The following is a 25,933-nucleotide window of genomic DNA, read 5'->3' on the forward strand; positions in this document are numbered from 1 at the left end:
CGGATGCCTCAACCACGGCGTTCCGCAGCTCGGGAACGGCTGCCAGCTTGGCGGGATCCGCGAAACCGCCAATTGCGCAATGCAGTGCGGGCCGGCTCATGGGCGCGCCTCGCCTTGCGCAAATGCCGTCATATTCTTCAACAGCGTATGGCGCGCGAATTCCGCGCGCGTTCCACCAAGCACGATAATATTGTCGGACATCAGCCAGGCATGCGGGCGAAACTCTTCCCCGCCCATCGGCAGCGACAGGCGCACGGTGGAGTCGATCCCGCGACGTGCGAGCAAGAGCTGCCCCGACGTGGCCTGGGTCAAGCAGGTCGCTTGCGGGACGAGACGCGCAGCAGCCGCCACGGCCCATGAAATTTCGGCGAGAGTGCCGCGGTCGGCGGCTTTCGGCTCCGGAAAACGCGCGGCGTTGGACACCACGGTCTTGCGCAATGCATCGTGGCGGTGGCGCCACAGATCGACACGCACACGCACGACTGTCACGAGCGCCTCGAACAACAGTCGAGCGTCGTGAAGGATCGGCCGTTTCCAACGCATTTCACGCAGCCTCGACGAGACCGTTTTCGTGAAGGTCGCTCAGGAGCACCGAGACATCCTCGGCAACGGTGTCGCGCGGAACAGAATAAGCGCCCGAAATCGTATCGATAATTTCTTCGACGCTCTTTTCGTCACCCAATAGATTCCAAACGATGGCGCCGATGGAATCCAGACTGAAATAGGCATTGGAATTTAGATCCAAAATCGCGACGCCGTCACCATAAGGACAAGCAACACATTCGGAACGAACCCGATATTGGGACATTGCATTCATAGACTACCCACCCACACCTTGAGAGCCACGTTGCATAGAGTGGACAGAGGCGAGACCACGCCCCTGTCCTTCTCATCTTTTTGCGAATTACGAGAAGGTAAGACCCGCAATATCCGTACCGGGCGGCAGCACCTGGTCGGCGATCGTGGTGCTACCTGCACCGTGGGTCAGGTCTTCGAGCTTGCCGTGCTTTTGAAGCTGCGGACGAGTATACGTTTTCATCAGTAGATACCCCCTTTTGACGTTACGTACTCATTTTGGCTTGCGCCTCCTAAAGTCTTTAATCAGGCTCCACTTGAGTCAAACCTTAGTCCATTCGGAGCGTCACAGCTTCAGTTCGCTGCGAAAATAACAGGCAAAATCAAGGCAATATTCCCGCGGCCGATTTCAGGGGGTCCAATATGCGAGCATCCTGTCCGAAAACCCGCTCAAGAAATGAGCGCGTTAAAATTTCGCCAGAAAGCTGGACATTTAAAATTGCAACCTTGGGGGAATTAAAAAGTCGCGCAATTCAACCTGAGGTTGATTTCTCGCTGGATTCGATTCGCGATTTCGTGAAGGTAGGCGCGTGAGCTTTCCGGAGAAAGAGCTCATTTACGTGAAGCGGCGCGACTGTTCGACACAGGTCGAAATTCTCAGGAAGATGGCTGCCGGTCAAGCACCGCCGACCAGCACCGACCCTCGCCTTCTCTTTGAAATCGCGCGCGTGAACAAGCTGTTGATGCACCCCGGGTGGCCAGACCTCCAAGGCGACGCAGCCGAGCAGGTAAACGCCGAGCTCAACTTCGGACGCATGCGCGGAATGCTTTCGAACAATCGCGGATTGAAGCTCGCCGCCGATATCACCGAAGCGCTCGATGCTGGCCAGATTCCGCACCTTCACCTGAAAGGCCCGTTGCAGCAAATCCGGCTCTACGGCACGCCCCTTTTCAAGCCGTCCGGGGATGTCGATATACTGGTCGCGCCCAAGGACCGGATCGCGGCGGGAAAGATCCTTGAAGAGGCTGGGTTCAAGCCCACCGAAGCCGAACTCGGCAGCTGGTGGGTGCATTTCCTCGGCGAACGCCATTTCGAAGCGCCCGACCAACCCATCTTCGTGGACTTGCACCATAGCGTCCAACAGCCCGGTTTGCCGCGCCCTCGGAACTTGGTGGGTTTCCTGCATCGAGCGGTGAGGCAGTCGGTCGCGAACAGCGCGCTTCCGGTGCCGTCCCCGCCTGACATGTGCCTGATCGCCGCAATCACGCTCTGCAAAGCCTTTCTTTCGCATGAGCCTGCGGGCTCTGTGGCCCTCGACATGATCAAGGCATTCGAGAGTCTCGAGTTGGACGAGCGCGATCAGCTCGAACAACTCGCCCGACAGACGGGCCTCTCGGAAACGCTGGATTTCGCAATGGCCCTCGCAACCGCCAGCATCGGGCAAGACGGCCTCCCGCCGCGATCGCACGAACTGCTTGCCGGTCATTCTGCGGAAACCGTTCGCGACATGGTCTTCCAGCCTTGGAAGAAAGGGCTGAGTTTCCCCAGACGGCGCGAAATTCTGGCAAGCCTCTGCGGGCGCGACCTGTGGCGTCTGGTGCGCGAAAGCAATCGGGCCTTCCTCTCGAACGCCTTCCTTAACGTGATCGCGCGCACACGAAAGCCCGTCGGCGAAGTGGGAGAAACCAAGCGATGACCCCCGAGATTTGCGTCGTAATCACTGCTTATAACGCCGAAGACACGATCGGCGATGCGGTCCGGTCCGCACTCGAACAGCCAGAGGTTGCGGAAGTTGTCGTGGTCGATGATGCCTCTACGGACCGAAGTGCAGAGACCGCGCAGGACGCCGCGGCGGGTGACGCGCGCCTGATCGTTCTTAGAAACGACAGCAATCAGGGACCGGCCGCGGGTCGCAACCGTGCAATCGCCGCCTCCCGGTCCCCGTTTCTGGCAGTGCTCGATGCAGATGACTTTCTGCTCCCCGGCCGCTTCTCGCGCCTCCTCGCCTATGAAGGCTGGGATCTGATCGCGGACAATATCGCCTTCGTGCCCGCCGATATGGCGCAGGCCTTCGACCCGACCCGGCTTCCCGACAATGAGACGCGGGTTTTCGAACTCGATCTGGTTGGGTTCGTCGAAGGAAACATGGGCAAACGCGGCGAGACGCGGGGCGAGCTTGGCTTTCTCAAACCACTCATGTCGCGCGCCTTTCTGGAGCGGCACGCTCTGCGCTATGACGAAAGCCTGCGGCTGGGCGAGGACTTCGATTTCTATGTGCGCATGCTCGCGCGCGGTGCGAAATTTCTTGTCACCAACGAATGCGGCTATGCTGCACGCGTGCGGGAAAATTCGCTCTCGGGTCGGCACGGGACGAAGGATCTCGGCGCGCTGATGACAGCGGCCTCTGCACATCTCGACGACCAATCGGTGCCCCGCGCCGCGAATTCCGCCATGCGTCGGCATCACGACCAGATCCGCGATCGCTACCTGCTGCGGCGCTTTCTCGACATCAAGGCGCAAGAGGGTCTCGGGGCGGCCTTCGGCTTCTCTATCAAGCCGCCGCGGAACTTCATGCCGATCGCGTCGGGTATCCTGCGGGACAAATTGCGTGCCCAAAAGCAACCCGCCGCGCCGGTGACGAATACGCTCCGCCTCTTGCTTCGACCCGAGGACTAGAGCGCGTTCCGCAGCTTCGGCCGCGCCTAAGCCTGCTCCTGCGCCCATTGCGGCAACAGCCACCGTGCCCAGGCCCCTGCCCCATCCAGAGCCTCCGGAATGACGTCATTCGCTTCGGAAAGAGCGCTCAACTTCGCGGCCATTTTCGCGGGCGGCGAAGCCCACATCGCACCGGGCGCGACCGGCTTCGGTACGCTGACATGCATTTTCTCCGCGACGGATGCGGTCGCGATTTCATCGGCCAGCACGTCAGCCCCTTCCTCGGCCCCGAGAGAGACCTGAACCGCCCGGCGCTCCGGGCCAGTCGCGTCTTTGCCTTTGCGTCTCTCGGCGAGACTTCGGAGAACGTCCTGCGCCAGAGACGGACGCCGCGCGATTTTTATCGCTGCCGCCGAGAACTGCCGGGCTTTCAGGTTGGCCACGAGCGCTTCGAAGTCTGCCATCTTCCGCAACCCGCGATGGCGCGCGGCCAACTGCGCGGCAACGGCTGGGTCCAGCCCCTCCGACAACCGCTGCTGAGCGCGGATCATCGCACCGATCGCAGCAGACGAAAGCCGATGCGAAATAGAGGCATTATGTCGACGGTACAGATACATCGGGTCGGGCAACACACAGAACTTCGCGCCCTTCAACAAGAGACGTAGGACGAAATCGAAATCCTCACCGATCCGCAGGTCGGGATCGTAGCGCAGATCGCCGAGGATCGCGCGACGGATCATCGGCTTGAGATACCCAAGCGGCGGGAGCTCGGTCTCCGGCGCCGCGGCCTCCACCCACAGCTTCGCAGTAATCTCGAGCGGAGCCACCAAGGACATCGGTTCAAGCAAAGTGCGACCGCCCGATCCCGGCACGGTCCCGAAGAACACCATATCATCCGCAATAACATCCGCGCCAAGCGCGTCCGCCCCTTCCAGCATCCGCTCCAGCCGCTCTGGATGCATAAGGTCGTCACTGTCGAGAATGGCGACCCACTCGCCTTTGGCCCGCTCGAGCGCGCGATTGCGTGCGGTGGCCGGTCCGGAAGACTTCTCTACTGTCAGCACTTCGATGCGCGGATCCTGCCGCGCGAAATCCTGTGCAATGGCCACGCTGTCATCATCCGATCCGTCATCGGAGATGATCAGCCGCCAGTCCGATACGGTTTGGCGGCGTAGCGATGCGATTGCAGCCGCGAGATAGGACGCGCCGCACCAGTTCGCCATGATAACCGTGATGCGCTCGGCCAAGACAGTCTCCACCAGTGATGAAGACACGCTAGCCCATGCAGGCGGCCGAGTCGGCTGCACGCGCGCCTGACAAGAAAGCTGCCGAAGTCGGGTCTGCATCACGCTGCATTTGCGAGCCACAGAAAGCGAAACGCCAAAAAATCCATCGCTTTAAGACAGCTACGCCCGAGGCCTCCTGCATGTGCCACCAAAGCCCGAGCGATTCGACTGCGGGGCGCGTTACAAAGGCTGCATGTCGATCTTACGCATCCTTTCTTGTCTCGTCGCTCTCGCCATTTTGGCACCGAGCCTCGCCCGCGCGGAGAAACCTCTGGGCGGTGCCTTCTTCGACAGTTTCGACAGCTTCAACAAGAAGCGATGGTATATCTCCGATGGCTGGACCAACGGCGACCACCAGAGCTGCACCTGGGCGCGGCGTGCCCTCAAGCTCGAGAAAAGCAAACTGGTCATGTTCTTCCTGCCCGAGGCGGGACCGGACAAGACCAACCTGTGCGCCGAAATTCAGACCCGCGCGAGATACAGCTACGGCACTTACGAGGTGCGGCTGAACACGCCGAAGAATTCGGGGCTCAACGCTTCGTTCTTCACCTATATCGGGCCGGTCCACGGCATGCCCCATGACGAGATCGACATCGAAATTCTCACCAAAGACCCCTCGAAAGTCTCGCTCAATCGATACCTCTCGGGCAAACCGATGGGCGGCGGGGAATTCCCCCTGCCGAAACCGACGACCGAAGGGTTCCAGACGCTTGCCTTCCGTTGGGAGCCGGGCGCGATCACCTGGTATGCCGACGGCAAGGAAATCCTGAAGGTCACTTCAGGCGTGCCCAGCGCGGCTCAGAAGATCTATCTGTCCTTCTGGAGCACGCAGACGCTGAGCGAATGGATGGGGCGCTATAAGAAGCCCCCCGGCCCCTTGCGCTACACGATCGACTGGGTCGGCTACACGCCGCTTGGCGAGACATGCCAATTCCCTGAATCGATGCTGTGCAAGGAACCATGACGGCCCAAACTGCACATGGCGGTTATCCGTATCGAAATGAGATCGTGATCAGTCCGACGGCGCTCTTCGCGACATTGGCGCTGTTCATCCTGCACATCACGCCGAAGATCGGGACGCTCGGCGCGCTTGGCTTTCTGATCGTCGGGTGCTTCCTGATCCTTCGGCAACCATGGCGTTCGCGCGATGAGATCGTCGATATGTGGTGGCTTCTCGCGCTGCCCGGCTGGACCGTGCTTTCGGTGCTCTGGTCGGATGCGCCAGCTCTCAGCCTTCGATACGGCATCCTTTTGACATTCACCTTCATGGTCGCCATCCTGATTGCGCGGCGCCTGTCCCCGCTCAACTACTACAAGGCCGTTTTCTACTCGTTTGCCGCGGTCAACATCATCAGTGCGGTGCTGGGTCGGGAGCGCGCAGATGGGCTGGGCTTCCTCGGGATATTCCACAGCAAGAACGCAATGGCGAGCACCGCCTCGATGCTGCTCATCTCGGCGGCGCCACTGTTTTTCGACCGCAGCCTGCCGCGATGGCTGCGCTACTCGGGCGTGGCGATGACCCTGCTGGCCGCGCTGCTTCTCGTGAAAGCGCAATCCGTCGGCGCGATCCTTGCGAGCGTGGGGGCTTTGGCCGTCGCCGTGGGGATCGTGCTTCTCTCGCGAACCTCGGCATGGAAGCGGTTCTTCCTGCTCGTCATGATGTCAATGCTATTGCTTCTGGCAATTCTGCTCATCATGGCGAATTTCAGCCATGTCGAGTCGTGGTTCTTCCATTCGACGGGCAAGGACGTCACGCTCACCGGGCGCACCGACCTCTGGGCGATCGCGATAAGACAGATTGCCGAACGTCCGGTTCTTGGCACAGGTTTCCAGGCGTTCTGGATTCCCGGTCAGCCCGTCGCGGAGGAAATCTGGGCGCAGTTCGGGATCGCGTCGAAATCCGGGTTCCACTTCCACAATACCCTGCTGACGAACGCCGTGGAACTCGGCCTGCCCTTCGCACTTCTGCAGACGGGCACCGTCTTCTGGGCGGGCTATGTCGTGATTGTCTGGGCGATCCGCGATGTGCGCGCCGAAACGATCTTTTTCGCGGCCTTCATGATCCGTCAGTTCGTTCTGTCGCTGGTCGAAGTGACGTATTTCTTCCAGTTCGATCCGATCACGGTGATCACGGTCGGCGCGATGGTTTACGCGATCCGATTGCGACGCGGCGAATAAAGCGGGGCGAGTAGGCGGGACGCGCCTCAGCCGTTGCTTCCGGCCACCTGCTTTTGCGGAGCTTCCGTCGTGGCCGCTGTCTCGTTGGGATCACGCGAAAGCGTCACCTCCACGAGGTCACCCGGTGACAGCCGCGTGTCGAAATCGGCAACGGTCTTCGCAGTGCCCCCTCCGGCAGGCGTGACGACGACCTGCAATTGCGGGCCGCCCTCTTCGCCTGCCAAGCCTGCGCCGATAGCGCTCGGCACGGCCAGCCGCATCAGCCCACGTTGAAGATCGAGGCGCTCACGAACATCGGAAAGTTCGGATTCCGCTTTTTGCTTATCGTTCAGCAGCTGTGTAATGCGCCCGGCCCCCAGATCGAGACGGTCATTCTCGGCGCGGGCCAGTGCTTGACGAGACCGCAAAATCGCGGTGTCGACATCGAGGATCTGACTTTGGATTGCGGCAAGCTTCTGTTCGGCTTCGATTGCCCGGTTACTGGGGCTCAGGCCGCGATCAACGAGCTGCGCAACCTTGTCGCGTTGCTCTGCAATCAACTCCCGTTGGTGGTCCAAGCCTTTGGATTTTTGCTGCAACTTGTCGATCTCTTGAGTCAGGAGGGTCACCTGCCCGTCCACGAGTTCGCTTTTGCGCTTCGCCGAGTCGAGCCGCAATTTCAGAAGCGACTGCTCTTGTGCAACGCGCAGCTCTCCATCCTGCCCGAGTGAGGCAGCCGTCGGAAAATTCGCATCGGTGGTGCCAGCCTGTTCCGCGTCGAGACGCGCGATGCGCAGGCGCAAATCGCCCTCTTGCCGCGCAAGCTGGGCCTCCTGTGCCGCGATCGAAAGATATTGGGACATCGTCCCATCGCCGGAGACGCCCGTCAGCCCCCCCGCGAGTGCGAGGGCGTGGCGAACAGTCATCCCGGAGGTGAAGTCCACCGGCCCCGGCTTTCTCGCGAGCCCGCCGACGATCACCGGCGCACGCTGCGTGATGCTCAGCTGAACATCGAGTTGTTCCGTCAGCGCCAACGTATCCTTCAAGCGCGCCGAGATTTCCTCGGCGACATCCTCGGCCTCGCGCCCCTTCGTCTCGACCTTCCCGATAAACCCGATATCCAAGGCACCGTCAGACGAGATTTCATATGGCCCCTTCAGCGCGGCCCATTGTGCCATTTCACCGGCGACGCTGCGCCACTCAACGATATTGAGCGAGACAACATCACCGGCTTCAAGCTTTTCGGCATAGGCCGGAAAGGCAGTCAGCGCAGTTACGGCCAACGGAAAGAGGAAACGCCGCAACGGGACACGGGACATTGGCACAGCTACCTCGCCCCGCTCGCAAACAGGACCGCCGGGATCGTGAGAACCAGAACCTTGATATCCAGGAGCACGTTCCACGACATCACGTAGTGACGATCGAGAAGCACCCGCGTCGCGTAGCCAGTGTCGCTACGTCCGCTGATCTGCCAGAGGCCCGTCACACCGGGACGCACGCGCAGATAGTGACGGCCAGAGCGGCCATATTTGCGCATTTCCTCGTCAACGACGGGACGCGGCCCGACGAGGCTCATCTCGCCGACAAGCACATTGATCAGCTGCGGAAGTTCATCGAGGCTTAGCTTGCGCAGGACAGCCCCCAAAGGCGTGACCCTCGGATCGTCATGCAGCTTTCTCTCTTCTTCCCAGATAGTGCGCTCTTCGGGGAAACGCCGGAAATGCTCTTCCAGGATCCGGTCGCCATCGACGACCATCGTCCGGAATTTCCAGCACCGAAACTTCTTGCCGCCCCGACCAACGCGGACGTGTCCGAAAAGCACGGGCCCCGAACTCGTCATACAGACAAGCGCGGCAACCCCGAGCAAAAGCGGAACAAGCAGCGGCAGGAAAACGAGCACAAGCAGCAGATCGAGCCCACGCTTGGCAATATCTCCTGCAGGACGCTCAACGAGCGGTTCAGCAGAAGCAGCACTATGGACTGTAGTCGGAGCAAAGAAGTGCCCCTTACGCGTTTCAAAGGTCATGTTTTCACCCCCCAGTGAAAGAGCGACAGTTTGAAATCCCTCGATTAACGATTTGGTAACCTTGCGAAACGAACAAGACGAAATGATCCTTTCGCACCTGCAGCATAAATTTCGCATCACCGATCCGCGAAATTGCGCCATTCTGGAGGCGGTCCGCACGAAAAACGGGCGCTAGGAATCCAATTTGGGGATTATGGGCGGCAGAATCACCTTTAATCCCAGGTGCGAAGCTCGTTCGCTTTCCCAGAATTCCGCTAAATCGCGGAATTACCCCTAATTCGAAGAAATTCCTGCGACTTATTTTAGCGATGGCCAGAAAATTGGCCAATTGTGTGGCAGGCGTACGGTTTCATTAAGAGCGCTCGCCTCGTTCAGCGCTTTGCACCTCACAGCGCGGGCCGTTCCTCAGTAAGCCATTGGTATGAAGATGCCGCGACCGGCCCTTTCAAAGGAGGCCGCAGACGCAGCGGCGGCTGCCGACCGCAGTCTGACGCAACGGTGAGAAGACGGAGGATGATGTGACGACGCCCCGAATTCGCCTCCATCTCGGAGCCCACAAGACAGCGACAACCTATCTCCAGGCGCGCCTCGAATTGAACGCGAAGCTTCTTGCCTCGCAAGGTGTCGCTTTCTGGCCGATCAATAATGTGCGGCCCCTTTTCCATCAGGCATGGGCGGAAAGCGAAGGCACGAGCAGGTCGGAAAAGCTCAAGGCACTCTCGGGCCGTCCAACGCGCCTCGACAAGCTTGGGTCGAAGATCTCGAGCCTGTTCGACACCTCGGACGAACTGCTTGTTTCCGAAGAGAACCTTTTGGGCGAAACGGGTGAATTCCTCGACGGGGCGTTTTATCCGACGGCGATATCGCGGCTTCAGCTTCTCGCGACATTCCTGCCGGATCGCCCCTTGGATATCTGGCTCTGCATCCGGTCCTATCCCGACTTTCTGGCGTCGATCTATGGCGAAGCGATCCGCTTCTCTCCCGTTCCAAGCCCCGAGCAATTCGCATCCGCCTTTTCTTCACCGCAGGGGGCGTGGCTGCAGATCATCGACGACATCCGCGATGCCTTGCCGCACGCGAATGTCTTCATCTGGCGCTACGAGGATTTCCGCGACCTCGAGCCCCGCATCCTCGAAGGGTTGAGTGACGTCGAGGCTGAGGCGTTTGAGCCGCTGCTGAACCCTACTGTGCGGGGAAGCGCTTCCGACAGTGCAATCCGCGCCATGGCCGAGACCGCTGAACCGCTCTCAGCGACGGAATGGCGGTTTCGAATGGCGGCTCTGGAGCATGAGTATCCGGTGCAAAGCGCACAAGACCGGTTCTCCCCATGGCCCGAAGACCAATTCCGAAAAATGCAGCAAGACTACGTTTCGGACATCTCCGCGATTGAAGCGCGCGCGGATATCACGTTCATCCATTGATCGCCGGGCGACCACCTCGATCATAGTTTGCTGCGAAAGGACGCCCAGAACAGATGACCGACACACGGACACGCCTGCTGAAGGGAGCCGTCTGGATCGCGCTCGGAAGCATGATCGCGAACGGAATCGGGTTCCTGAACACGATCATCATGGCCCGGCTTCTCGTGCCCGAGGATTTCGGGCTTGTGGCAATCTGCGCTGCGGTGATGGCCATTCTTCTGTCGCTCGCGGAAATGCCCCTGTCGGAGACGCTGGTGCGCCATGACGCCCCGACCGAAGAGCATTTCAACACTGTCTTTTCGATGTCCTTCGCGCGTGGCCTCATCGTCGGGGGCGCGGTGGCCGCGCTGTCCTACCCGGTCGCGTTGCTCTATGGCGATATGCGACTGCAGAACATCCTGCTCGTGATGGCGGGGTCCTTCGTCTTCGCCGGTCTCGCGAATCCAAAACTCGCCTTGTTCGAGCGAGAACTGGTTTTCCATCAAGTCGTCCTCATGAAGGTCGGCGAGAAACTCTTCGGCACGATCGTCGCAATTACGCTTGCACTCGTGTTTCGATCCTATTGGGCCTTGGTGCTGGGCGCCGTGGCCTCGGACGTCGCCCGGATCGTTCTCTCCTATGTCTTCTATCCCTTCCGGCCCCGCCTGACCTTCAGCAAGTATCGCGAGATCCTCTCTTTCTCGATCTGGATCACCCTGGGCACTTGGATTCAGGCGATGAACTGGCGCGCCAATCCGCTGCTTTTCGGGGCCGTGCTGCCAACCAACATTCTGGGGCAGTACAGTTTCGGCAACCGGATCACGAATGTGGTCATCGCGCAGCTGAACCAACCCCTGCAAAGGACATTCTTCCCGGCCTTTTCCCGGGTGAAGAACGATCGGCAAAAACTGGTATCCGCCTATAAACGTGTGCAGGGCGTTGCTTGCCTCTGGATTTTCCCCTTCGGCTTCGGCCTCGCGGTGGTCGCCCATGACCTTGTCGCGCTGGTCTTGGGGGAGAAGTGGATGCCCGCCGTCCCCGTCATTCAGATACAGGCGATCATCCTAGCCTTGCAGGCGACGGTGGCGATCCAGCCGATCGCCATGGCAACGGGAGACACCCGGCATCTCTTTTTCCGCGACCTGCGCGCGTTCTTCATTCGATGGCCACTGATCCTGCTCGGGATGTATCTCGGCAGCGCGAGCTATTACGGGATGCTCATCGGCGCCCTGATTGGCGGCGCGGTGGCGGTCGTCATCAACATTATCTGGAACATGACCCTGGTCACGCAGATCGCAGGCATCAGGCTGCGCGAGCAGCTGCAACTCGCCCTGACCCCGGCGATCGCGGTGGCCTTCATGGCCCTGGTCGTCTGGCTCACCGGTAGCCTATGGGAGAAGCCGCCGAGCGTCCCTCTGGAGGCAGTGCGTCTGGTGAGCCTGATTACGATAGGCGGCATGGCCTACGTGGCTGCGGTCGCCGCGCTCTGGCAGTTCAACGGGCGCAAAGCGGGGCCGGAACTCGAAATGGCTCAGTTGTTGAAGGCGCTGTTCACGAAAGCATCGAAGTTTCGCCGGACTTCTTGATCGCGCGCTCCGCGAAACGCTTCGAAAGCGCGCGTTTCAGGCGGAGGAATTTTCCGCGGTCATCGTGTGACTTCTGCAGGTGAACGAGCCAATTCTGCGACACCGAGGCCAACAGGGTCTCGTCGACCTCCTCTCCTAGCCACTCGAGCAGAGGGCGGAACCCGTCCGGTTTGCCCTTGTAGTCGGCATAGTCGATCAAGAAGGCCCGCTCTCCGAGCGCTTTGGCCGACGCCTCGAAACGGCGGTCCGCATCCTCGATCAGATCGCGGATCCGTTTCATGTTCGACTCGTAGCGCCACCAGCCGGACTCAGCGACCTCGCGCCAATCGCGCGTGTTGAAGATGATACGCGCGCCGGGAAAATATTGCGTCAGAAACGCGATGGCGCTCTCATACTCTGCCAGCGAAGTCTCATGGGCAGTGAACCGGATCTCCTTGAAGCCGGTGACGCGTGTGTCCGGGTCCGGGCGTAGAATCTCTTCAACGAACGCACCCGCCAGCTTTTGGCCCCAGCTGTCGACCTTCGGATCGTTGATCCCGAACCAGGGCGCGTCCGGATTATGGGACTTTGCATGCGGGTGCTCCTGCGCCTCGGCCAGCACGGAGACGCTCATGCCAAGATGGTTGGCAATCCCGTTATTCTCGCCGCGAATGCAATATCCCTCCAACCTGTTGAGCAAGTTGAGCAGGACCGTTGAACCGGACCGACCGTAAGTGACGACAAAAAGATACTGCATTCTCTGGGCTACCTTTGAACTGTATCGAGCACTCCCCACTCGAACCTAAGCGAGCCCTGCGCCCTCTTCACCGCGTGACGGTTCTCGCGCCTCCGATCCGACCCCGAGTTGCAATTTATTTGGGCAGATGCGGGCGCGACGGATAAGAAACCGGCGCATCTCATATGCGAGCCAGTCACCGAGAGCTCTTGCGCGCGGGCCGTCTTGCTCGGCTGGGGCAGCCCTCCTACCGTTTTTCGAAGCGATACTCAGGAACGGAAACCTGCCCGTGCCTGCCTTCAGGAAAGCGTTTTCAGATTGCGGCAAGAAACGATGGCCTCACAGTCCCGACCTTTAGCCGAGCAGCTTCCACGCGACGACGCAGCCCCGCGATATGCGGCGCTGATCCGGGCCTATGAATGCCCGCCGTTGCTTGCAGAGGTGGTCGCGAAACTGCGCGAGCAGAGCTTCCCGCCAGAGAACATCATCATCGTGGATTCCTCGCATGATGCAGCGGTGCGCGACCAGTTCGCGGCCTTGGGCGCGACCGTCGTTCCCTACGACGACACCGAGTTCAATTATTCCAAAGCGATCAACGTCGGCGTCGAGGCGAACACGCTTCCCTATACGCTCATCTTCAGCAGTCATGTTGTCTTCGACGATCCGAAGTTCGTGGAAAACGGCTGGCGGGAGATGAAAGCGCGAGATCTCGAGATCGTCTACTGGGCTCCGGCGCATTCCGAATGCCCGGATCCGAGCAAGCTCGAACCCGTCTCGATCACCCCTCGGCTCTTCAACGGGCGCAACGGGATTTCGAATAGCGCCGCGTTGACGCCCACGGCTCTGATGCGCGAACGTCCTTTCCGCGAAGAGGTCTTCTCGGCAGAGGATCAGGAATGGACGCGTTACTATCTGAAGCGCTTCAAGCGGCCCGTGCTCCGGATCGAGAGCGAGAAGTTCCGCTACCTCAACCCCAATCACGGAGAGACCGTCTGGAGTCATGCGAAACTTCTCAATGAAGAACTCGCGATCGGGCATTTCGTGAATCGAAGACTGGTGATGCCCGACCGGATCGCCGCACGTTTTCTGCGCGGTGTGCTTGCCACCATCCGCCGACGCCCCGATCGTGCCCGGATGCATTTCGCGATCGCCAAAGCTCTGCTGGCAGCGAATTTCAAGCCTCCCAAGAGACAGTCCCGATATTTCTAACAGGCGAACTGATCGCAAAGGACTCCGAATGATGTACGACGTCCGCGAGCCGCATGCCGCGTATGACCCGAACGTGATCGACATCGTTTGCGTGACCGATTCCAACTATGCGCCGCATTTCGTGTCGCTGCTGAAATCCATCGAGGCGGGCAAAGGCGCGGAGAAGATCCGCGTTCACGCGATACTCGATTCCGTAGATGAGGCACGGTTCTCGAAGATAGCGGAGACTGCGAAAGGTCTCGAAATCCATCCCTATCACGTTGCGGATCATAAGGCGCTGAAGCTTCCGCCGATCCTGCATATCAGTCGCGCGACCTACCTGCGCCTCATCATGGCAGAGCTTCTGTCACAAGACATCTCACGCGTGATCTACCTGGATATCGACATGGTTGTGACCGGAAGTCTCGTCGACCTCTGGAGCACCGATCTGAAAGGTTTGGCCTGCGGCGCCGTGCAAGACGCGTTCGTGGACCCGACGAACTTCGCGCAGCAACATGAGCTGCCGCGCGCAGGCACTTATTTCAATGCCGGTGTCCTCCTGTTCGATCTCGATGCGGTCCGGGCCACGGACGCATTGTCCAATGCGCTCGACATGCTCCTGGCCGCGCCCGAGAAATACGAGTTCGCGGATCAGGACGCATTGAACAATGTATTCTGGAATAACTGGTCGGCGCTGGACGCGAAGTGGAATTTCCAACGCCTCTTTCTTTGGGAAGGGTGCGACTACACCTCTTCCGTTCCCTTGGCTCAGGCTTTGCCGCGGATCATCCATTTCACGGAGTCGCCGAAACCCTGGCAGGCCGCCGAATGGCACCCCTATGCGTGGCTCTACTGGAAATATCTTCGCCGCACGCCCTTTCTCGAAGAGGTCATGCAGCGCGAGAAGGTCGGCTGGTTTAGGCTTCTGAAATTCTGGCTGAAGTTTCACCTGAAGAAACCGCGCTCCTGAGCGAATGGAATGCCGGCGCCGGAAGGCAAGCAAAGGCGGTGACGAGCTACACTCTCAACTCATCCCGCAGCCCCGAGCCTAGGACGCTGGCGCATGCTTCGAAGGATAGCTCTCTGGAGTGTCGCGGTATGGCGCTCAAAAAGCCAATGAACACACCACGCGAGCAAGAAGGAGGACAGAATATACACCCCGAACAGGACCATCCCGTTCCCCAAAGCGTCGAACCTCGCGACATGACGCATCGAACTGAGCAAGGCCATCAGAGGGAAATGAACAAGATACAGAGAGTAAGAGATTTTGGAGAGGAACTCTGCCAGCCGCGCGCCGTGGTCGAAAACCGGATTTGAGAGCGCGATCACAGCGAAAAACGCCGCGACAGCCGTGATGTAGAGTGAGCCGATTGAGTAATCATTGACGAACTTGAGAGCGGACATGACGACGAAAAGCGCGAAGACCACCACGAGCGCGTAGATCGCTTTCGTTGCAACAAGGCGTCCGAGAAGCCCGTCGCGTGCTTTCCACGCAAAGTATCCAAACAACCAAGTCGGAAAGAGTACTGCCAAGTCGAGCCCGATGAACCACATCGTCAGAACGAAGAGCGCGGCAAAAAAGAGCTGATAACGGCCTGGTTTCAATGCAAAAAAGCCGAGCGGAAAAGCGACGTAATACCAAAATTCGTAGGCGATGCTCCAAAGCGGTCCATTACTTCCGTAAACGGGAACGATGATATTGTGCAGGAAGAAAGCATTGCCCAGAAAAACGAGGACGCCGTTGGCCACCGGCTCGTTCGGGGCGCTCGCGAACTCGGCCCCAAACTCACCTCGATAGTAAGCCGGGTCAAATTGAGATGCTCCAAGCCAGTCGAACATTGCTGTCATGACGAGTACCGGGAGCAAGACGATACCCAAACGGACGACCCTGTGAACCGCGTACTCTTTCCACGACCAACGACCTTCGTGATAGGCCCGATCCACGGAGCCAGCGACCAGATAGCCTGAGAGCACGAAGAAAATGATTACGGAATAGGTGCCGAGACCGGTGAGCAAATAGAAGACTTTGGCGACGACCGTCGGGTCGTTCGCAAGCTCGGAGAAGTCGACGAAAAGGAAAGCTCTCGCGTGGCCGATCATCACCAGTATCGCGGCGATTGCGCGAAGCCAGTCGAGACCTACAATCTTCTGTGCCATTGCGCGCCCTCGTAGCTCGAACGGGGCAGGGCGATTTCGATGCGAAGAAAACTTGGGTGCCGCGCTCCCTCAACTCAGGGAGCGCACATACCATCCGCAAGGCAAGTATTGCTCATCGCGGCCATCCAAGACCAAGGAACCACACACGTTCAATGAAGCATTGTTGGTCTGCATGCGAAGAAATTACGCACGCGATGAACACGCAGATTTGAAAGGACCATCTATCAGCTCTGCACGGGGACAATATCGCCCCTCACATGCTTCGCGACGTTAACGGTGCCCTCAGTTATTGCAGGGCGCGCAGAGAGGTCAGAACCTCGTAATTGGGGCAATCCGTGGGGATGGCCTGCGGGCCTTCGCCCTTCTCTGCCAGAACGGCGAGGCAGAACTCGGTGCGTCCGCAGGTGCGGCAGGTGGTGATCATCTCGGCGAAATCGGCTTGCGTGAGGAAGCCGTTATGCATCGCTTCGGAGATATTCACGCCAAGACGCCGCGCCATACCGCGCGTCACCCAGAAGTTCAGATCGATTTCGCTTTGCATTCCCATCATTCGACTCCTTGGGGTTCGGCGCCGATGGTGGCGCGCAGCCGCGACATCATCAGGCGGTTTTCGCAATAGGCGGGAGGTGCCTTCGCGGGGTTGCTTTGCGGGTCATGCTCGGCCAGCCAGAGCAGGCAGGCCCCGGCCTCGCGGCACTTGGTGCAGCGGATCAGCGCGTCTCTCCAGCCCTCGCCACTGAGTCGTCCGCTGGCCATTTCCATGCTGAGATCGCCGCCCATCTGCTGGGCCATCCGGTTCATCATCGCCGCGTGGCGATTGAGATGTTTGGCAGCGGTCATGGCGGCCTCCCTTGAACAGTCATCCCGGTGATGGGGAGACTCTGCCCGAGGGGCCGCATTTTCGATATGATTCAGATCAAGCGTTGCGATCCGAGGTATCGCCGTCGATTTCATGTCCGACATCGCAGTCCAGATCGGGCGCGAAGCGCGCGGCCAACGCCTGCGCTTCCTCTGCGACCACGGCGCGGTCGCGCCTCAAGGTCATCGCGGATTGCGAATGGGCTGCGGCACGCAGCGCCTGATGCGCGGCAGGACGTCCGAAGTGATCGGGAAACATCTCGGCCACCGCTTCCAGCACTTCCTGCTGGCGCAGCGCGACCTCCAGATGCCCCGCCCCGTCGCGCCCGATCGCGGCGAAGGCGTCCTCGGTATATTGCTCGGGCGTCACCGCACGCACATAGACGCGGTCGAAGACGCATTCGGGGCTGTTCGGCGGATGCCAATCGGCCAGCACCCGCGCCAGACGCCCGAGAATATCAATGCCGGTGCCCGGGTCGTTGATCGCAGGCGAGAGCGCGCGCGAGGCGATCTCGGCCAGCGCGATCAGGCCGAATTGGGGGTCCTGATCATAGTCGCGGGCATGGTCGATGGTGAAGGCGTCGCGCGCGGCTTCCTCGATCTCCTCGCGGGTCTCGGTATCGCCCGGCAACGCGTCGCATTGCACCAGATGGGCCGCGCCATGGACGAATTCGCCAGGCCGCGCACAAAGCCAGATGCGGCAGTCATGCGCCTCGGCGACCTTTTGCAGCGCGCCGATATCGACATGCTGCACATGACCGGTCCGCGTCGAGGTGATCCCGAAGACCCCCACGGGCGGCTCCTCCCATTCCTTGCCGCCGAGCCACGGCCGCTCGCAGCGTGCCTTCAGCGCCGTGCTCGCCGCAGTCTCGACCCGGCTGATCACATCGCCGAGCCGGCCGAATTCGCTCAGATGCTGCACCCAGCGCAACAGCGAGATCACCACCATCGCCACCACGCCAAGCGTCACCACCAGAAGGATGAACCGCCCCGAGTCGTCATAGACATTCGTCTCGAGCGCGATGATCCCGACCAGAGAAAAGACAAAAGAGCCGATGAAGCTCGCCAGCACGTTCTGCGTGACGCGGTCGGTCTGCATCAGCTTGATCGCGCGCGGCGTGGCGCCGGTCTGGGCCGAGCTGAACGCGGTGATCATGATCTGCAGAGAAAAGGTGGTAACGGTCAGCATCGCGGTCGCGATGATCTTCAGGATCGGCTCCACCGAGCCCGCGCCCATCTTGTAGCCGAGATCCGGCGGCACGAGATAGCCGAAGCCCGCCGATCCCAACGCGGTCAGGACCCCCAGCACGCCGAAGGCCGTCACCCGCACCCAGATCTCGCGCAGGATGACCTTCAGCCGCCAGCGCAATCGCGAAAAGATCTTCATCCGTTCTTTGTCCCTGTGCCCTGTTCCCGCGTCCCGGACCCGCCTTTGCCGGGGGCCTCTATGTCAAATCCCAAGCGCGCAGGCCCTGAACGGGTTCCCTCAGCTGCCCGCCGGGATCTTGCCTGCGCGCAGCTGGGCGACGGTGTCGCGCACCACGTCGAAGCGCAGCTGATTGGGCGGATGGGTGCCCAGCATCTTGTCGCCCGGATCGGGCAAGCGCAGGAAGAACTGCGCGCCCTTGAGCGGATCGTAGCCCGCGTCCCATGTGATGATCGTGCCGAGCCGGTCGGCCTCCAGCTCGTAATCCTTGGAGTAAAGCCGCGAGCCGATCTCGGCCCCGATCCTGCGCGCACGCTGCACGGTCAGGGGATCGGCGCCCTGCGCCTGCACCGCACGGCCCAGATAGGCCGCCCCCACCGCCGCATCGCGTTCCCGCGCCGCGATATGACCCGCGATGTGATGGGCGGCCTCGTGGCCGATCACGAAGGCCAGCTCGTCGGCATTGCGCACCTCTGCGATCATCGCGAGCGTCACCCCGATCACCGGGCGGCCCGAGCGATCGGTGGTCTGAAACGCATTCGCATCCAGATCGAGCCGGTCATCGACCACGAAGAGGTAGTCGCAGTTGAGCTTTCGCGTGCGCTTGCGGCATTCCTGCTCGATCTGTGGCTCCATCCGGTCGCCCACAGCGACCAGCCGCGATACGGCCACTTCGGCGCGCTGCCTGTCTTCGGGCGAGATTTCGGTCTGCGGCATAGGCGCCATCGTCGGCACGCAGCCCGAAAGCAGCGTCACGGCGAGCGACAGGATTACGAGGAGAAAACGGAAGGAAGGCATCGACAGGAAAGCGCCCCTGAAAGAGGATTTCCCACAGCTTAACGATTTGGCTCGCAGCAGCATAGCCTCCTGCACGCGATCGCCTGCAAGCAGCGGCGTGATTTCGCTTTTTCGGATCGAAAAGCCGCGCTAGCATAAGAGCATGTTTACCATCGAACACGAATTCGACGCGACCGTGATCACCCTTGTCGACGAGGGGACGGATCCGCTTGATTATCTGCAGGAAGACATCACGATCAGTTCCTTCGAGGACTGCGTCGTGGTCGAACAGCTCGACGAGCAGACAGAGCAGGTGCAGACGGTCACCTTCAGCCATGCCCAGCTGCGCGAACTCGCGGCGGCGCTCAACCTGCCCGAAGGCGTCTATCGCCTGAAGCAGACGGGAAGCACCTCCAGCGAGGACGGCTGATCCCCCTGCCCGCGCCGCGATGCACGCTCAATCGAGGCGGAACACCTTGTCGCGCGCGGTCTCGCCGCGGATCAGCGTCAGCCGCGATTTCGCGACGCCCAGCGCCTTTGCCAGCAATTTGACGACCGCCGCATTGGCCTTGCCGTTCTCCGGCACGACCGTGACATAGGCCCGAAGCCCCTCTTCGCTTTCCCGAATCTCGTTGCGCGACGCTTTCGGCGTCACGCGCAGCGCGATTTCGCTGCCCGGAATGGCAAGGTGGCTGAGATCCGTCATCGCGCCGCAGCATAGACCCTGCTCAATGGCGCACAAGCCAGTTGCCCATGCTGCGGTTGCAATCGCGCGCCGAGCGCCCGATATCTGGCGCAACAGACGGAGATTTTCATGACTGAACTGCCCGAAGTGAACCCGGCCGAGCGCAATGACGCGGCGATGGCTTTCCTTCTGACCCGCCGGTCGCGCCCGGCCAAGACCCTCAAGGCCCCTGCCCCCGATGAGGCCGCGCTGCGCGAGATCCTGACCGCCGCCGCGCGCACGCCCGATCACGGGAAGCTGGAGCCGTGGCGCTTCATCACCATCACCCGCGAGGCCGCGCAGCGTCTGGGCAGCGAGGCCGAGACCCGCGCCAAGGCGCAGGGCCTGCCCGAAGAAAAGATCGCAAAGGCTGGCAAGCAATTCCATGACAGCCAGCTTTGCGTGGCCGTGGTCTTCTCCCCGAAGGAGAGCGAGAAAGTCCCGCAGGTCGAGCAGCTCTATTCGGCGGGCGCGGTTTGCCTGTCGCTTCTGAACGCCGCCCTCGCCGCAGGCTGGGGCGCGAACTGGCTCACCGGCTGGGCCGCGCATGACGAGGCCTTCGGGCGCGAAATGCTGGGCCTCAAGGAGGGCGAAAGCGTCGCGGGCTTCATCCATCTGGGAACCGAAGGCATCGCGCCTCCCGAACGGCCCCGCCCCGACCTCGACGCGATCACGACGCGGATTTCGGAATGATCATCTCGAGCTATGTGAAAGCCTGGGCCGACCTGCTGCGGCCCGGTGCGATGAAAGTCGTGGGCTTCGGCGTGGCCCTCTCGCTGGGCCTTCTGGTCGCGATCTATATCGCGATGGTGATGCTGATCGGCTGGCTGGTGCCGGACAGCTTCTCGCTGCCCTTCATCGGCGAGATCGGCCATATCGATACCGCGCTGTCGATCGTCTCGGCGGGCGTGATCCTGTTTGCCTCGATCTTCCTGATGGTGCCGGTCGCTTCCGCCTTCACCGGTTTCTTCCTCGAAGACGTGGCCGAGATGGTGGAGGACGTGCATTACCCGACCCTGCCACCAGTGCGCAAACTCACCTTCGCCGAAGGGATGCGCGACACGGTGCGGTTCTTCGGGGTGATCCTCGTGGCCAACATCATCGCGCTGATGATTTACCCCTTCGTGATCCCGCTGGCGCCGTTCCTGTTCTTCGGGCTGAACGGCTATCTGCTGGGGCGTGAATATTTCCAGATGGCGGCCTTCCGGCGGATGGAGCGCGAGGCGGCACTCGAACTTTACGAGCGCAACAAGGTCACGATCTGGGCCGCGGGCGCGCTGATGGCGGTGCCGCTGTCGATCCCGCTTGTGAACCTCTTCGTGCCGGTACTGGGCGCTGCGGGCTTCACCCACCTGTTCCACGCGATCACCGGTCGCCGCGGGTGACGGGGCGGCGCTAACGCGCCGCTCACATCTCTTCCTTGATGCCCTTGCGGATCAAGAGCCAGTTCACCGGGTAGGCGGTCGCGAAACCCGCCATCATCGCGATCTGCATGGCGAACCAGAATTCCGGGTCGGCGGCGTTGATCTCGGCGCCCCAGAGCCCTTTGAACACGGCGAAATGGAAGATCGCCATCATCCCGTACATGCCGATCTGCCACGAGGTGAGCGAGGCCACGTCAGCTTTCGCCGCCTCTTTCAGGCCTTTGGCGAGGCCGAGCCCACGCATCGGCGCAATCGAGAAATATTGGAACACGATCCCGATCGCGAGGGCGAAGACATAATCGAGTCCCCAGACCGCAAAGATCTTGTCTTCCCAAAAACCCGGCCAGCCGAATGCGATCAGCACCGCAGGAACCGCGAGCGCGAGGTTCTCGGCCAGAATATCGCCGAGAGTGCAGCCTGCGCCGCAATGGAGCGTCCCCTTCGCGACCGAGACCGGGAAGGGCGCATTGCCATGCCCCGGAAAGCGGCCATGCAACCAGATGACCAGCGGTCCGCCGAACAATCCGCAAATTGGCCAGACCCACGCCATGATGGCCATATGCGGCGGGTTCCGACGAACTTGAACGAGAAGATAGAGAAATGAGAGAACGCCTACAGCAAGCGATAACCAGCTCAGAACGGTAAACCAGTTTGGTGTCATGGGAGGCTCCTTTCAATAACCTCCCAACTCGCTCCGCTTTACTGGGTTCCGCCAGTGTCTAGCGACGCAGCTGTCCGAAGAAGTCGATATCTTCCAACGTGATGATCCCTGACAGCAGCACTGCCGCGATGATCGCCCAGAGCACGATGGTGGCAATAGTGGTGATCTTCACCTTCGCGCCCAGATGCGCCTCATGCGGCGCCCCTGCGGGAGTACCCGGCACGACCTCGTCCACATCGCCTTGCGTCTTCAACCGCACCGGCAAGACCATGAAAAAGATCATGAACCAGATCACCGCGAAGAGGATGATGCCGCCTGTGAGGCTCATCAGACCTGCTCCAGTTCGACGAGGCAGCCATTGAAGTCTTTCGGGTGCAGGAACAGCACGGGCTTGCCATGCGCGCCGATCTTCGGCTCGCCATTGCCCAGAACCCGCGCGCCATCGGCCTTCAGCTTGTCGCGTGCCTCGATGATGTCCTCCACCTCGAAGCACATGTGATGGATGCCGCCTGCGGGGTTCTTTTCCAGAAAACCGTTGATTGGGCTGTCCTCGCCCAGCGGGTACAGAAGTTCGATCTTGGTGTTGGGCAGTTCGATGAAGACGACCGTGACGCCGTGATCGGGCTCGTCCTGCGGCGCGCCGACATTGGCACCCAGCGTGTCGCGATACTTGGCCGAGGCCGCCTCGAGGTCGGGCACGGCAATGGCGACATGGTTCAGGCGTCCGATCATTTGGGTCTCCTCCGGTAACGCGGGCGTTAAAAGGGGTAGCCGGGCGCGCGGCTTCGCGCAAGCCTTGCGGGGACAGTTGTGAACCCGGTTCGGATTAACCCAGTGTTAGGCAATCTGCGCCCTACTGATCGGACAGCCGAATCCGATCGCAGCCGAAGGGGCCCCGACATGAGCGACACTATCCCGACCCTGACCCGCATGCCGACACCCGAACGCCCTCTGACCGGGTTGACGGTGCTGCTGGTGGAAGACAGCCGCTTTGCCTCGGAGGCCGTGCGACTGTTGTGCCTGCGCTCGGGCGCACGAATCCGGCGCGCCGATTGCCTCGCCTCGGCGGATCGGCATCTCAAGACCTATCGGCCCTCGATCGTGATCGTGGATATGGGCCTGCCCGATGGCTCGGGAAGCGACCTGATCGCCGAGATACGCGGGACGCGCGGGCCGCACCCGGTGATCCTTGGGACATCGGGCGACCCCGACCTGAAAAGCGCGGCCCTCGCGGCGGGCGCGGACGGCTTTCTGGAAAAGCCGATCGAAAGCCTCGCCGTGTTTCAGGAAGCGATCCTGTCGACCCTGCCCGAAGAGATGCGACCGCTCGGCCTGCGCGCGCTTGCCGATCTTGTGATCGCACCGGACCCGCTCGCGCTGCGCGACGACCTGCAGCACCTCTCGGAACTGCTGCGCGACACCAAAGGGGCAGACGCGCGCGCCCTGCCCTATGCCGCGCATTTCCTTCATAGCATCGCGCGCTCGGCCCATGACGCGGCGCTGGACGATGCGGCGCAGCGCCTGAGACGGTCCGGCGGCCCCTCGCGCGAGGATATGACCCGGGTCACTCAGATTATAGATGCGCGGATCGCGGCGGCCGGGGCGTTCTGACGCAGCCGGGAACTGCCTGATCGACTTCGCGTTGCTCAAACAAGTCAACGCAACCGGAGGACAGCCCGATGAGCTCGATCTACGACGCCATCAAGCAAGATCACGACAACCACCGCGCCCTGATGAAGAAGATCGCCGATACGTCCGGCGACAGCGCTGAGCGCACGCAGGCGTGGAATGAGTTCTATTACGACATCAAGTCCCACGCCGCCGCCGAGGAAGAGACCTTCTATTCCAAGTTGATGACCAAGACCTGGGGGCAGGACTCGGCGCGGCACTCGGTCGAGGAACATGCCGAGCTCGACGATCTGCTCGAAGAACTCAACGAGATGGACATGGCGAGCCCCGGTTGGCTGAACAAGTTCCACAAGCTCGAGCATGACTACAATCACCACATGGACGAGGAAGAAGACGAAATCTTCGGCCGCGCCAAGGAAGTGATCGACGAAAGCGAGATCAAGAATTACGGCGAGAAATTCCTCGAGCGTAAGAAGAAAGAGATGAAGCTGGTCGACGAGAAGAAAAAAGACAGTCTCGAAGACTGATCGGAGTTTGAAGCTCAGGGTGGGTCGGCTTCGGTCAGAGCCCCCTTCGCCTTCCCCTATGCCTCTCTTGCGCTGGCACAGCCCTCCGCCGCGAATAGCAAAAGGCCCCGCTCCATTCGGAACGGGGCCTTTTAAATGGGTAATCGTGCGAGGATCAGTCCTCTTGCGGTAGGACCCGCAGGCGCAACTCGCGCAGCTGTTCGTTCATCGGCTCCGACGGCGCGCCCATCATCAGGTCTTCGGCGCGCTGGTTCATCGGGAACATGATGACTTCGCGGATATTCGCGGTATCGGCGAGGATCATCACGATCCGGTCGATGCCGGCGGCGCAACCACCGTGCGGCGGGGCGCCGTATTTGAACGCCTTGACCATGCCGCCGAAGCGCTTCTCGACTTCCGACGCCGGGTAGCCCGCGATCTCGAACGCCTTGTACATAGTCTCGAGCTTGTGGTTCCGGATCGCGCCCGAGAGGATTTCGTAGCCGTTGCAGGCGAGGTCGTACTGGTAGCCTTTGACCTGCAGCGGATCGCCCTCAAGCGCCTCCATCCCGCCTTGCGGCATCGAGAACGGGTTATGCGAGAAGTCGATCTTGCCCTCGTCATCGGCCTCGTACATCGGGAAGTCGACGACCCAGGCGAATTTGAACTTGGTCTTGTCGGTCAGGCCCAGCTCTTCGCCGATCACGTTGCGCGCACGGCCTGCGACGCCCTCAAAACTCGACGGCGCGCCGCCGAGGAAGAAGGCCGCATCGCCCTCGCCCAGACCCAGCTGCGCGCGGACCGCCTCGGTCCGCTCGGGGCCGATGTTCTTGGCCAGCGGCCCGGCACCTTCGAGCGAGCCGTCTTCGCCCTTGCGCCAGAAGATGTAGCCCATGCCCGGCAGGCCCTGTTCCTGGGCGAACTTGTTCATCCGGTCGCAGAACTTGCGCGAGCCGCCCGTGGGGGCCGGGATCGCACGAATCTCGGTGCCATCCTGTTCGAGCAGTTTCGCGAAGATCGCGAAGCCCGAGTCGCGGAAGTGATCGGAGACCACCTGCATCTCGATCGGGTTGCGCAGGTCAGGCTTGTCGGAGCCGTATTTCAGCATCGACTCGGCATAGGGAATGCGCGGCCAGTTTGGATCGACTGTACGACCGTCGGCGAATTCCTCGAACACGCCCTGGATCACCGGCTGCATCACATTGAAGATGTCTTCCTGCTCGACGAAGCTCATCTCGACGTCCAGCTGGTAGAAGTCGGTGGGCGAGCGGTCGGCGCGCGGGTCTTCGTCACGGAAGCACGGCGCGATCTGGAAATACTTGTCGAAGCCGCCGACCATGATCAGCTGCTTGAACTGCTGCGGCGCCTGCGGCAGCGCGTAGAACTTGCCCGGATGCAGGCGCGACGGCACGAGGAAGTCGCGCGCGCCTTCGGGCGACGACGCGGTGATGATCGGCGTCTGGAATTCGTTGAAATCGGCGTCCCACATGCGTTTACGCATGGATTTCACGACGTTGGAGCGCAGGATCATCTTGTCATGCAGGCTCTCGCGACGCAGGTCGAGGAAACGATAGGCCAGACGGGTCTCTTCAGGATATTCCAGCTCGCCGAAGACCGGCAACGGCAGCTCCTCGGACTCGCCCAGGATTTCGATGTCGCGGACATAGACCTCGATCTCGCCGGTCGGAATCTTCGGGTTGATCAGGCTCTCGTCGCGCAGCTTCACGGTGCCGTCGATGCGGATCACCCATTCCGAGCGCGTTTTTTCCATCGTCTTGAAGGCGGGGCTGTCGCCGTCACAGAGCACCTGCGTCATACCGTAATGATCGCGAAGATCGATGAAGAGCACCCCCCCGTGATCGCGCACGCGATGGACCCAGCCCGCAAGGCGGACGGTCTCACCGGCGTTGGCGGCGCTCAGATCTGCGCAGGTATGGCTGCGAAAGGCATGCATGGGAGGCT

General features: G+C 61.0%; 30 protein-coding genes. 13 read left to right on the forward strand and 17 right to left on the reverse strand.

What is annotated here, in order from left to right:
- Window positions 1–96: 96 nt before the first annotated feature.
- The 3 genes from BMI86_RS14530 to BMI86_RS21575 form a co-directional block, all read right to left on the reverse strand.
- Window positions 97–504 (reverse strand): lasso peptide biosynthesis B2 protein, encoded by a 408-nt coding sequence (locus BMI86_RS14530; RefSeq protein ID WP_210402728.1) that lies wholly within the window; start codon window positions 502–504, stop codon window positions 97–99.
- Between the two features lie 40 nt (window positions 505–544).
- Entirely contained in the window at window positions 545–817 is a 273-nt protein-coding gene (locus BMI86_RS14535; RefSeq protein WP_078542031.1) for a PqqD family protein, read from the reverse strand.
- Between the two features lie 87 nt (window positions 818–904).
- On the reverse strand, window positions 905–1,039 hold the full coding sequence (locus BMI86_RS21575) for a hypothetical protein (RefSeq protein ID WP_256365664.1): 135 nt from the start codon (window positions 1,037–1,039) through the stop codon (window positions 905–907).
- 346 nt (window positions 1,040–1,385) lie between these two features.
- Between BMI86_RS21575 and BMI86_RS14540 the strand changes: the two genes are divergently transcribed.
- Window positions 1,386–2,492 (forward strand): nucleotidyltransferase family protein, encoded by a 1,107-nt coding sequence (locus BMI86_RS14540; RefSeq protein WP_078542032.1) that lies wholly within the window; start codon window positions 1,386–1,388, stop codon window positions 2,490–2,492.
- Window positions 2,489–3,472: a glycosyltransferase family 2 protein gene (locus tag BMI86_RS14545; RefSeq protein ID WP_078542033.1), complete on the forward strand. Its 984-nt coding sequence runs from the start codon at window positions 2,489–2,491 to the stop codon at window positions 3,470–3,472. The genes BMI86_RS14540 and BMI86_RS14545 overlap by 4 nt, the downstream gene beginning before the upstream one ends.
- Before the next feature lie 26 nt (window positions 3,473–3,498).
- Here the strand turns inward: BMI86_RS14545 and BMI86_RS14550 are convergent, their stop codons facing one another.
- Window positions 3,499–4,698: a glycosyltransferase gene (locus tag BMI86_RS14550; protein WP_168173863.1), complete on the reverse strand. Its 1,200-nt coding sequence runs from the start codon at window positions 4,696–4,698 to the stop codon at window positions 3,499–3,501.
- A gap of 232 nt (window positions 4,699–4,930) precedes the next feature.
- On the opposite strand from BMI86_RS14550, the gene BMI86_RS14555 reads away from it, so the two are divergent.
- Together BMI86_RS14555 and BMI86_RS14560 are read left to right on the forward strand one after the other, a co-directional pair.
- On the forward strand, window positions 4,931–5,701 hold the full coding sequence (locus BMI86_RS14555) for a family 16 glycosylhydrolase (RefSeq protein ID WP_078542035.1): 771 nt from the start codon (window positions 4,931–4,933) through the stop codon (window positions 5,699–5,701).
- The gene (locus BMI86_RS14560; RefSeq protein WP_078542036.1) at window positions 5,698–6,915 is read left to right on the forward strand and encodes an O-antigen ligase family protein; all 1,218 of its coding nucleotides are present in this window, start codon (window positions 5,698–5,700) and stop codon (window positions 6,913–6,915) included. The genes BMI86_RS14555 and BMI86_RS14560 overlap by 4 nt, the downstream gene beginning before the upstream one ends.
- A gap of 26 nt (window positions 6,916–6,941) precedes the next feature.
- Here BMI86_RS14560 and BMI86_RS14565 read toward each other — a convergent pair whose 3' ends face one another.
- Window positions 6,942–8,297, reverse strand: coding sequence for a polysaccharide biosynthesis/export family protein (locus BMI86_RS14565; RefSeq protein WP_143594816.1), 1,356 nt, complete (start codon window positions 8,295–8,297; stop codon window positions 6,942–6,944).
- Window positions 8,222–8,920 carry a sugar transferase gene (locus tag BMI86_RS14570; protein WP_078520467.1) on the reverse strand — a complete coding sequence of 233 codons (699 nt, stop codon included), beginning with the start codon at window positions 8,918–8,920 and terminating at the stop codon, window positions 8,222–8,224. The genes BMI86_RS14565 and BMI86_RS14570 overlap by 76 nt, the downstream gene beginning before the upstream one ends.
- Before the next feature lie 647 nt (window positions 8,921–9,567).
- On the opposite strand from BMI86_RS14570, the gene BMI86_RS14575 reads away from it, so the two are divergent.
- Both BMI86_RS14575 and BMI86_RS14580 read left to right on the forward strand, forming a co-directional pair.
- Window positions 9,568–10,341 (forward strand): hypothetical protein, encoded by a 774-nt coding sequence (locus tag BMI86_RS14575; RefSeq protein ID WP_143594817.1) that lies wholly within the window; start codon window positions 9,568–9,570, stop codon window positions 10,339–10,341.
- A gap of 53 nt (window positions 10,342–10,394) precedes the next feature.
- Entirely contained in the window at window positions 10,395–11,906 is a 1,512-nt protein-coding gene (locus BMI86_RS14580) for a lipopolysaccharide biosynthesis protein (RefSeq protein ID WP_078542039.1), read from the forward strand.
- On the opposite strand, the gene BMI86_RS14585 is transcribed toward BMI86_RS14580, so the two are convergent.
- Window positions 11,872–12,642 (reverse strand): sulfotransferase, encoded by a 771-nt coding sequence (locus tag BMI86_RS14585; protein ID WP_078542040.1) that lies wholly within the window; start codon window positions 12,640–12,642, stop codon window positions 11,872–11,874. The genes BMI86_RS14580 and BMI86_RS14585 overlap by 35 nt on opposite strands.
- A 312-nt stretch (window positions 12,643–12,954) precedes the next feature.
- On the opposite strand from BMI86_RS14585, the gene BMI86_RS14590 reads away from it, so the two are divergent.
- Complete coding sequence (locus tag BMI86_RS14590; RefSeq protein ID WP_078542041.1) at window positions 12,955–13,830, forward strand: glycosyltransferase family 2 protein; 876 nt, start codon at window positions 12,955–12,957, stop codon at window positions 13,828–13,830.
- Window positions 13,831–13,858: 28 nt separating this feature from the next.
- On the forward strand, window positions 13,859–14,779 hold the full coding sequence (locus BMI86_RS14595; RefSeq protein ID WP_078542042.1) for a glycosyltransferase family 8 protein: 921 nt from the start codon (window positions 13,859–13,861) through the stop codon (window positions 14,777–14,779).
- 59 nt (window positions 14,780–14,838) lie between these two features.
- On the opposite strand, the gene BMI86_RS14600 is transcribed toward BMI86_RS14595, so the two are convergent.
- The 5 genes from BMI86_RS14600 to BMI86_RS14620 all read right to left on the reverse strand — a co-directional run bounded on the left by BMI86_RS14600 (window position 14,839) and on the right by BMI86_RS14620 (window position 19,048).
- The gene (locus BMI86_RS14600) at window positions 14,839–15,966 is read right to left on the reverse strand and encodes an acyltransferase (protein ID WP_078542043.1); all 1,128 of its coding nucleotides are present in this window, start codon (window positions 15,964–15,966) and stop codon (window positions 14,839–14,841) included.
- Window positions 15,967–16,252: 286 nt separating this feature from the next.
- The gene (locus tag BMI86_RS14605; RefSeq protein ID WP_078542044.1) at window positions 16,253–16,513 is read right to left on the reverse strand and encodes a DUF6455 family protein; all 261 of its coding nucleotides are present in this window, start codon (window positions 16,511–16,513) and stop codon (window positions 16,253–16,255) included.
- The gene (locus BMI86_RS14610) at window positions 16,513–16,806 is read right to left on the reverse strand and encodes a DUF6455 family protein (RefSeq protein ID WP_078520475.1); all 294 of its coding nucleotides are present in this window, start codon (window positions 16,804–16,806) and stop codon (window positions 16,513–16,515) included. The genes BMI86_RS14605 and BMI86_RS14610 overlap by 1 nt, the downstream gene beginning before the upstream one ends.
- Window positions 16,807–16,882: 76 nt before the next feature.
- Entirely contained in the window at window positions 16,883–18,211 is a 1,329-nt protein-coding gene (locus BMI86_RS14615) for a DUF2254 domain-containing protein (RefSeq protein ID WP_078542045.1), read from the reverse strand.
- A gap of 99 nt (window positions 18,212–18,310) precedes the next feature.
- Window positions 18,311–19,048 (reverse strand): M48 family metallopeptidase, encoded by a 738-nt coding sequence (locus BMI86_RS14620; RefSeq protein WP_078542105.1) that lies wholly within the window; start codon window positions 19,046–19,048, stop codon window positions 18,311–18,313.
- 142 nt (window positions 19,049–19,190) lie between these two features.
- On the opposite strand from BMI86_RS14620, the gene BMI86_RS14625 reads away from it, so the two are divergent.
- Complete coding sequence (locus BMI86_RS14625; protein ID WP_078542046.1) at window positions 19,191–19,457, forward strand: hypothetical protein; 267 nt, start codon at window positions 19,191–19,193, stop codon at window positions 19,455–19,457.
- Window positions 19,458–19,484: 27 nt separating this feature from the next.
- On the opposite strand, the gene BMI86_RS14630 is transcribed toward BMI86_RS14625, so the two are convergent.
- Complete coding sequence (locus BMI86_RS14630; protein ID WP_078542047.1) at window positions 19,485–19,733, reverse strand: DUF167 domain-containing protein; 249 nt, start codon at window positions 19,731–19,733, stop codon at window positions 19,485–19,487.
- Window positions 19,734–19,841: 108 nt separating this feature from the next.
- On the opposite strand from BMI86_RS14630, the gene BMI86_RS14635 reads away from it, so the two are divergent.
- Complete coding sequence (locus BMI86_RS14635) at window positions 19,842–20,444, forward strand: nitroreductase (RefSeq protein ID WP_078542048.1); 603 nt, start codon at window positions 19,842–19,844, stop codon at window positions 20,442–20,444.
- Window positions 20,441–21,136, forward strand: coding sequence for an EI24 domain-containing protein (locus BMI86_RS14640; RefSeq protein ID WP_078542049.1), 696 nt, complete (start codon window positions 20,441–20,443; stop codon window positions 21,134–21,136). The genes BMI86_RS14635 and BMI86_RS14640 overlap by 4 nt, the downstream gene beginning before the upstream one ends.
- 22 nt (window positions 21,137–21,158) lie before the next feature.
- On the opposite strand, the gene BMI86_RS14645 is transcribed toward BMI86_RS14640, so the two are convergent.
- The 3 genes from BMI86_RS14645 to mce form a co-directional block, all read right to left on the reverse strand.
- Window positions 21,159–21,734 (reverse strand): DUF4396 domain-containing protein, encoded by a 576-nt coding sequence (locus BMI86_RS14645; protein ID WP_246831719.1) that lies wholly within the window; start codon window positions 21,732–21,734, stop codon window positions 21,159–21,161.
- 160 nt (window positions 21,735–21,894) lie between these two features.
- Window positions 21,895–22,164: a DUF1467 family protein gene (locus BMI86_RS14650; RefSeq protein ID WP_078520482.1), complete on the reverse strand. Its 270-nt coding sequence runs from the start codon at window positions 22,162–22,164 to the stop codon at window positions 21,895–21,897.
- Window positions 22,164–22,568 (reverse strand): methylmalonyl-CoA epimerase, encoded by a 405-nt coding sequence (mce, locus tag BMI86_RS14655; protein WP_078542051.1) that lies wholly within the window; start codon window positions 22,566–22,568, stop codon window positions 22,164–22,166. The genes BMI86_RS14650 and mce overlap by 1 nt, the downstream gene beginning before the upstream one ends.
- Window positions 22,569–22,736: 168 nt before the next feature.
- Here mce and BMI86_RS14660 point away from each other — a divergent pair, with 168 nt between their 5' ends.
- Both BMI86_RS14660 and BMI86_RS14665 read left to right on the forward strand, forming a co-directional pair.
- Window positions 22,737–23,447: a response regulator gene (locus BMI86_RS14660; RefSeq protein WP_078542052.1), complete on the forward strand. Its 711-nt coding sequence runs from the start codon at window positions 22,737–22,739 to the stop codon at window positions 23,445–23,447.
- A gap of 68 nt (window positions 23,448–23,515) precedes the next feature.
- Window positions 23,516–23,992 (forward strand): hemerythrin domain-containing protein, encoded by a 477-nt coding sequence (locus tag BMI86_RS14665; RefSeq protein WP_078542053.1) that lies wholly within the window; start codon window positions 23,516–23,518, stop codon window positions 23,990–23,992.
- Between the two features lie 154 nt (window positions 23,993–24,146).
- Here the strand turns inward: BMI86_RS14665 and aspS are convergent, their stop codons facing one another.
- Window positions 24,147–25,925, reverse strand: coding sequence for an aspartate--tRNA ligase (aspS, locus tag BMI86_RS14670; protein ID WP_078542054.1), 1,779 nt, complete (start codon window positions 25,923–25,925; stop codon window positions 24,147–24,149).
- Window positions 25,926–25,933: the final 8 nt, after the last annotated feature.

The sequence above is a fragment of the Thioclava sp. DLFJ5-1 genome (assembly GCF_002020115.1).
Lineage (GTDB): Bacteria > Pseudomonadota > Alphaproteobacteria > Rhodobacterales > Rhodobacteraceae > Thioclava > Thioclava sediminum.

Coding starts and splice junctions, on each gene's coding strand:
- BMI86_RS14605 (WP_078542044.1), bottom strand. CDS start 16,513: ATGGGAATGCAAAGCGAAATCGATCTGAACTTCTGGGTGACGCGCGGT.
- BMI86_RS14585 (WP_078542040.1), bottom strand. CDS start 12,642: ATGCAGTATCTTTTTGTCGTCACTTACGGTCGGTCCGGTTCAACGGTC.
- BMI86_RS14535 (WP_078542031.1), bottom strand. CDS start 817: ATGAATGCAATGTCCCAATATCGGGTTCGTTCCGAATGTGTTGCTTGT.
- BMI86_RS14615 (WP_078542045.1), bottom strand. CDS start 18,211: ATGAAGATCTTTTCGCGATTGCGCTGGCGGCTGAAGGTCATCCTGCGC.
- aspS (WP_078542054.1), bottom strand. CDS start 25,925: ATGCATGCCTTTCGCAGCCATACCTGCGCAGATCTGAGCGCCGCCAAC.
- BMI86_RS14580 (WP_078542039.1), top strand. CDS start 10,395: ATGACCGACACACGGACACGCCTGCTGAAGGGAGCCGTCTGGATCGCG.
- BMI86_RS14650 (WP_078520482.1), bottom strand. CDS start 22,164: ATGAGCCTCACAGGCGGCATCATCCTCTTCGCGGTGATCTGGTTCATG.
- BMI86_RS14630 (WP_078542047.1), bottom strand. CDS start 19,733: ATGACGGATCTCAGCCACCTTGCCATTCCGGGCAGCGAAATCGCGCTG.
- BMI86_RS14665 (WP_078542053.1), top strand. CDS start 23,516: ATGAGCTCGATCTACGACGCCATCAAGCAAGATCACGACAACCACCGC.
- BMI86_RS14635 (WP_078542048.1), top strand. CDS start 19,842: ATGACTGAACTGCCCGAAGTGAACCCGGCCGAGCGCAATGACGCGGCG.
- BMI86_RS14555 (WP_078542035.1), top strand. CDS start 4,931: ATGTCGATCTTACGCATCCTTTCTTGTCTCGTCGCTCTCGCCATTTTG.
- BMI86_RS14590 (WP_078542041.1), top strand. CDS start 12,955: ATGGCCTCACAGTCCCGACCTTTAGCCGAGCAGCTTCCACGCGACGAC.
- BMI86_RS14640 (WP_078542049.1), top strand. CDS start 20,441: ATGATCATCTCGAGCTATGTGAAAGCCTGGGCCGACCTGCTGCGGCCC.
- BMI86_RS14620 (WP_078542105.1), bottom strand. CDS start 19,048: ATGCCTTCCTTCCGTTTTCTCCTCGTAATCCTGTCGCTCGCCGTGACG.
- BMI86_RS14645 (WP_246831719.1), bottom strand. CDS start 21,734: ATGGCCATCATGGCGTGGGTCTGGCCAATTTGCGGATTGTTCGGCGGA.
- BMI86_RS14570 (WP_078520467.1), bottom strand. CDS start 8,920: ATGACCTTTGAAACGCGTAAGGGGCACTTCTTTGCTCCGACTACAGTC.
- mce (WP_078542051.1), bottom strand. CDS start 22,568: ATGATCGGACGCCTGAACCATGTCGCCATTGCCGTGCCCGACCTCGAG.
- BMI86_RS14660 (WP_078542052.1), top strand. CDS start 22,737: ATGAGCGACACTATCCCGACCCTGACCCGCATGCCGACACCCGAACGC.
- BMI86_RS14600 (WP_078542043.1), bottom strand. CDS start 15,966: ATGGCACAGAAGATTGTAGGTCTCGACTGGCTTCGCGCAATCGCCGCG.
- BMI86_RS14625 (WP_078542046.1), top strand. CDS start 19,191: ATGTTTACCATCGAACACGAATTCGACGCGACCGTGATCACCCTTGTC.
- BMI86_RS14560 (WP_078542036.1), top strand. CDS start 5,698: ATGACGGCCCAAACTGCACATGGCGGTTATCCGTATCGAAATGAGATC.
- BMI86_RS21575 (WP_256365664.1), bottom strand. CDS start 1,039: ATGAAAACGTATACTCGTCCGCAGCTTCAAAAGCACGGCAAGCTCGAA.
- BMI86_RS14610 (WP_078520475.1), bottom strand. CDS start 16,806: ATGACCGCTGCCAAACATCTCAATCGCCACGCGGCGATGATGAACCGG.
- BMI86_RS14595 (WP_078542042.1), top strand. CDS start 13,859: ATGATGTACGACGTCCGCGAGCCGCATGCCGCGTATGACCCGAACGTG.
- BMI86_RS14545 (WP_078542033.1), top strand. CDS start 2,489: ATGACCCCCGAGATTTGCGTCGTAATCACTGCTTATAACGCCGAAGAC.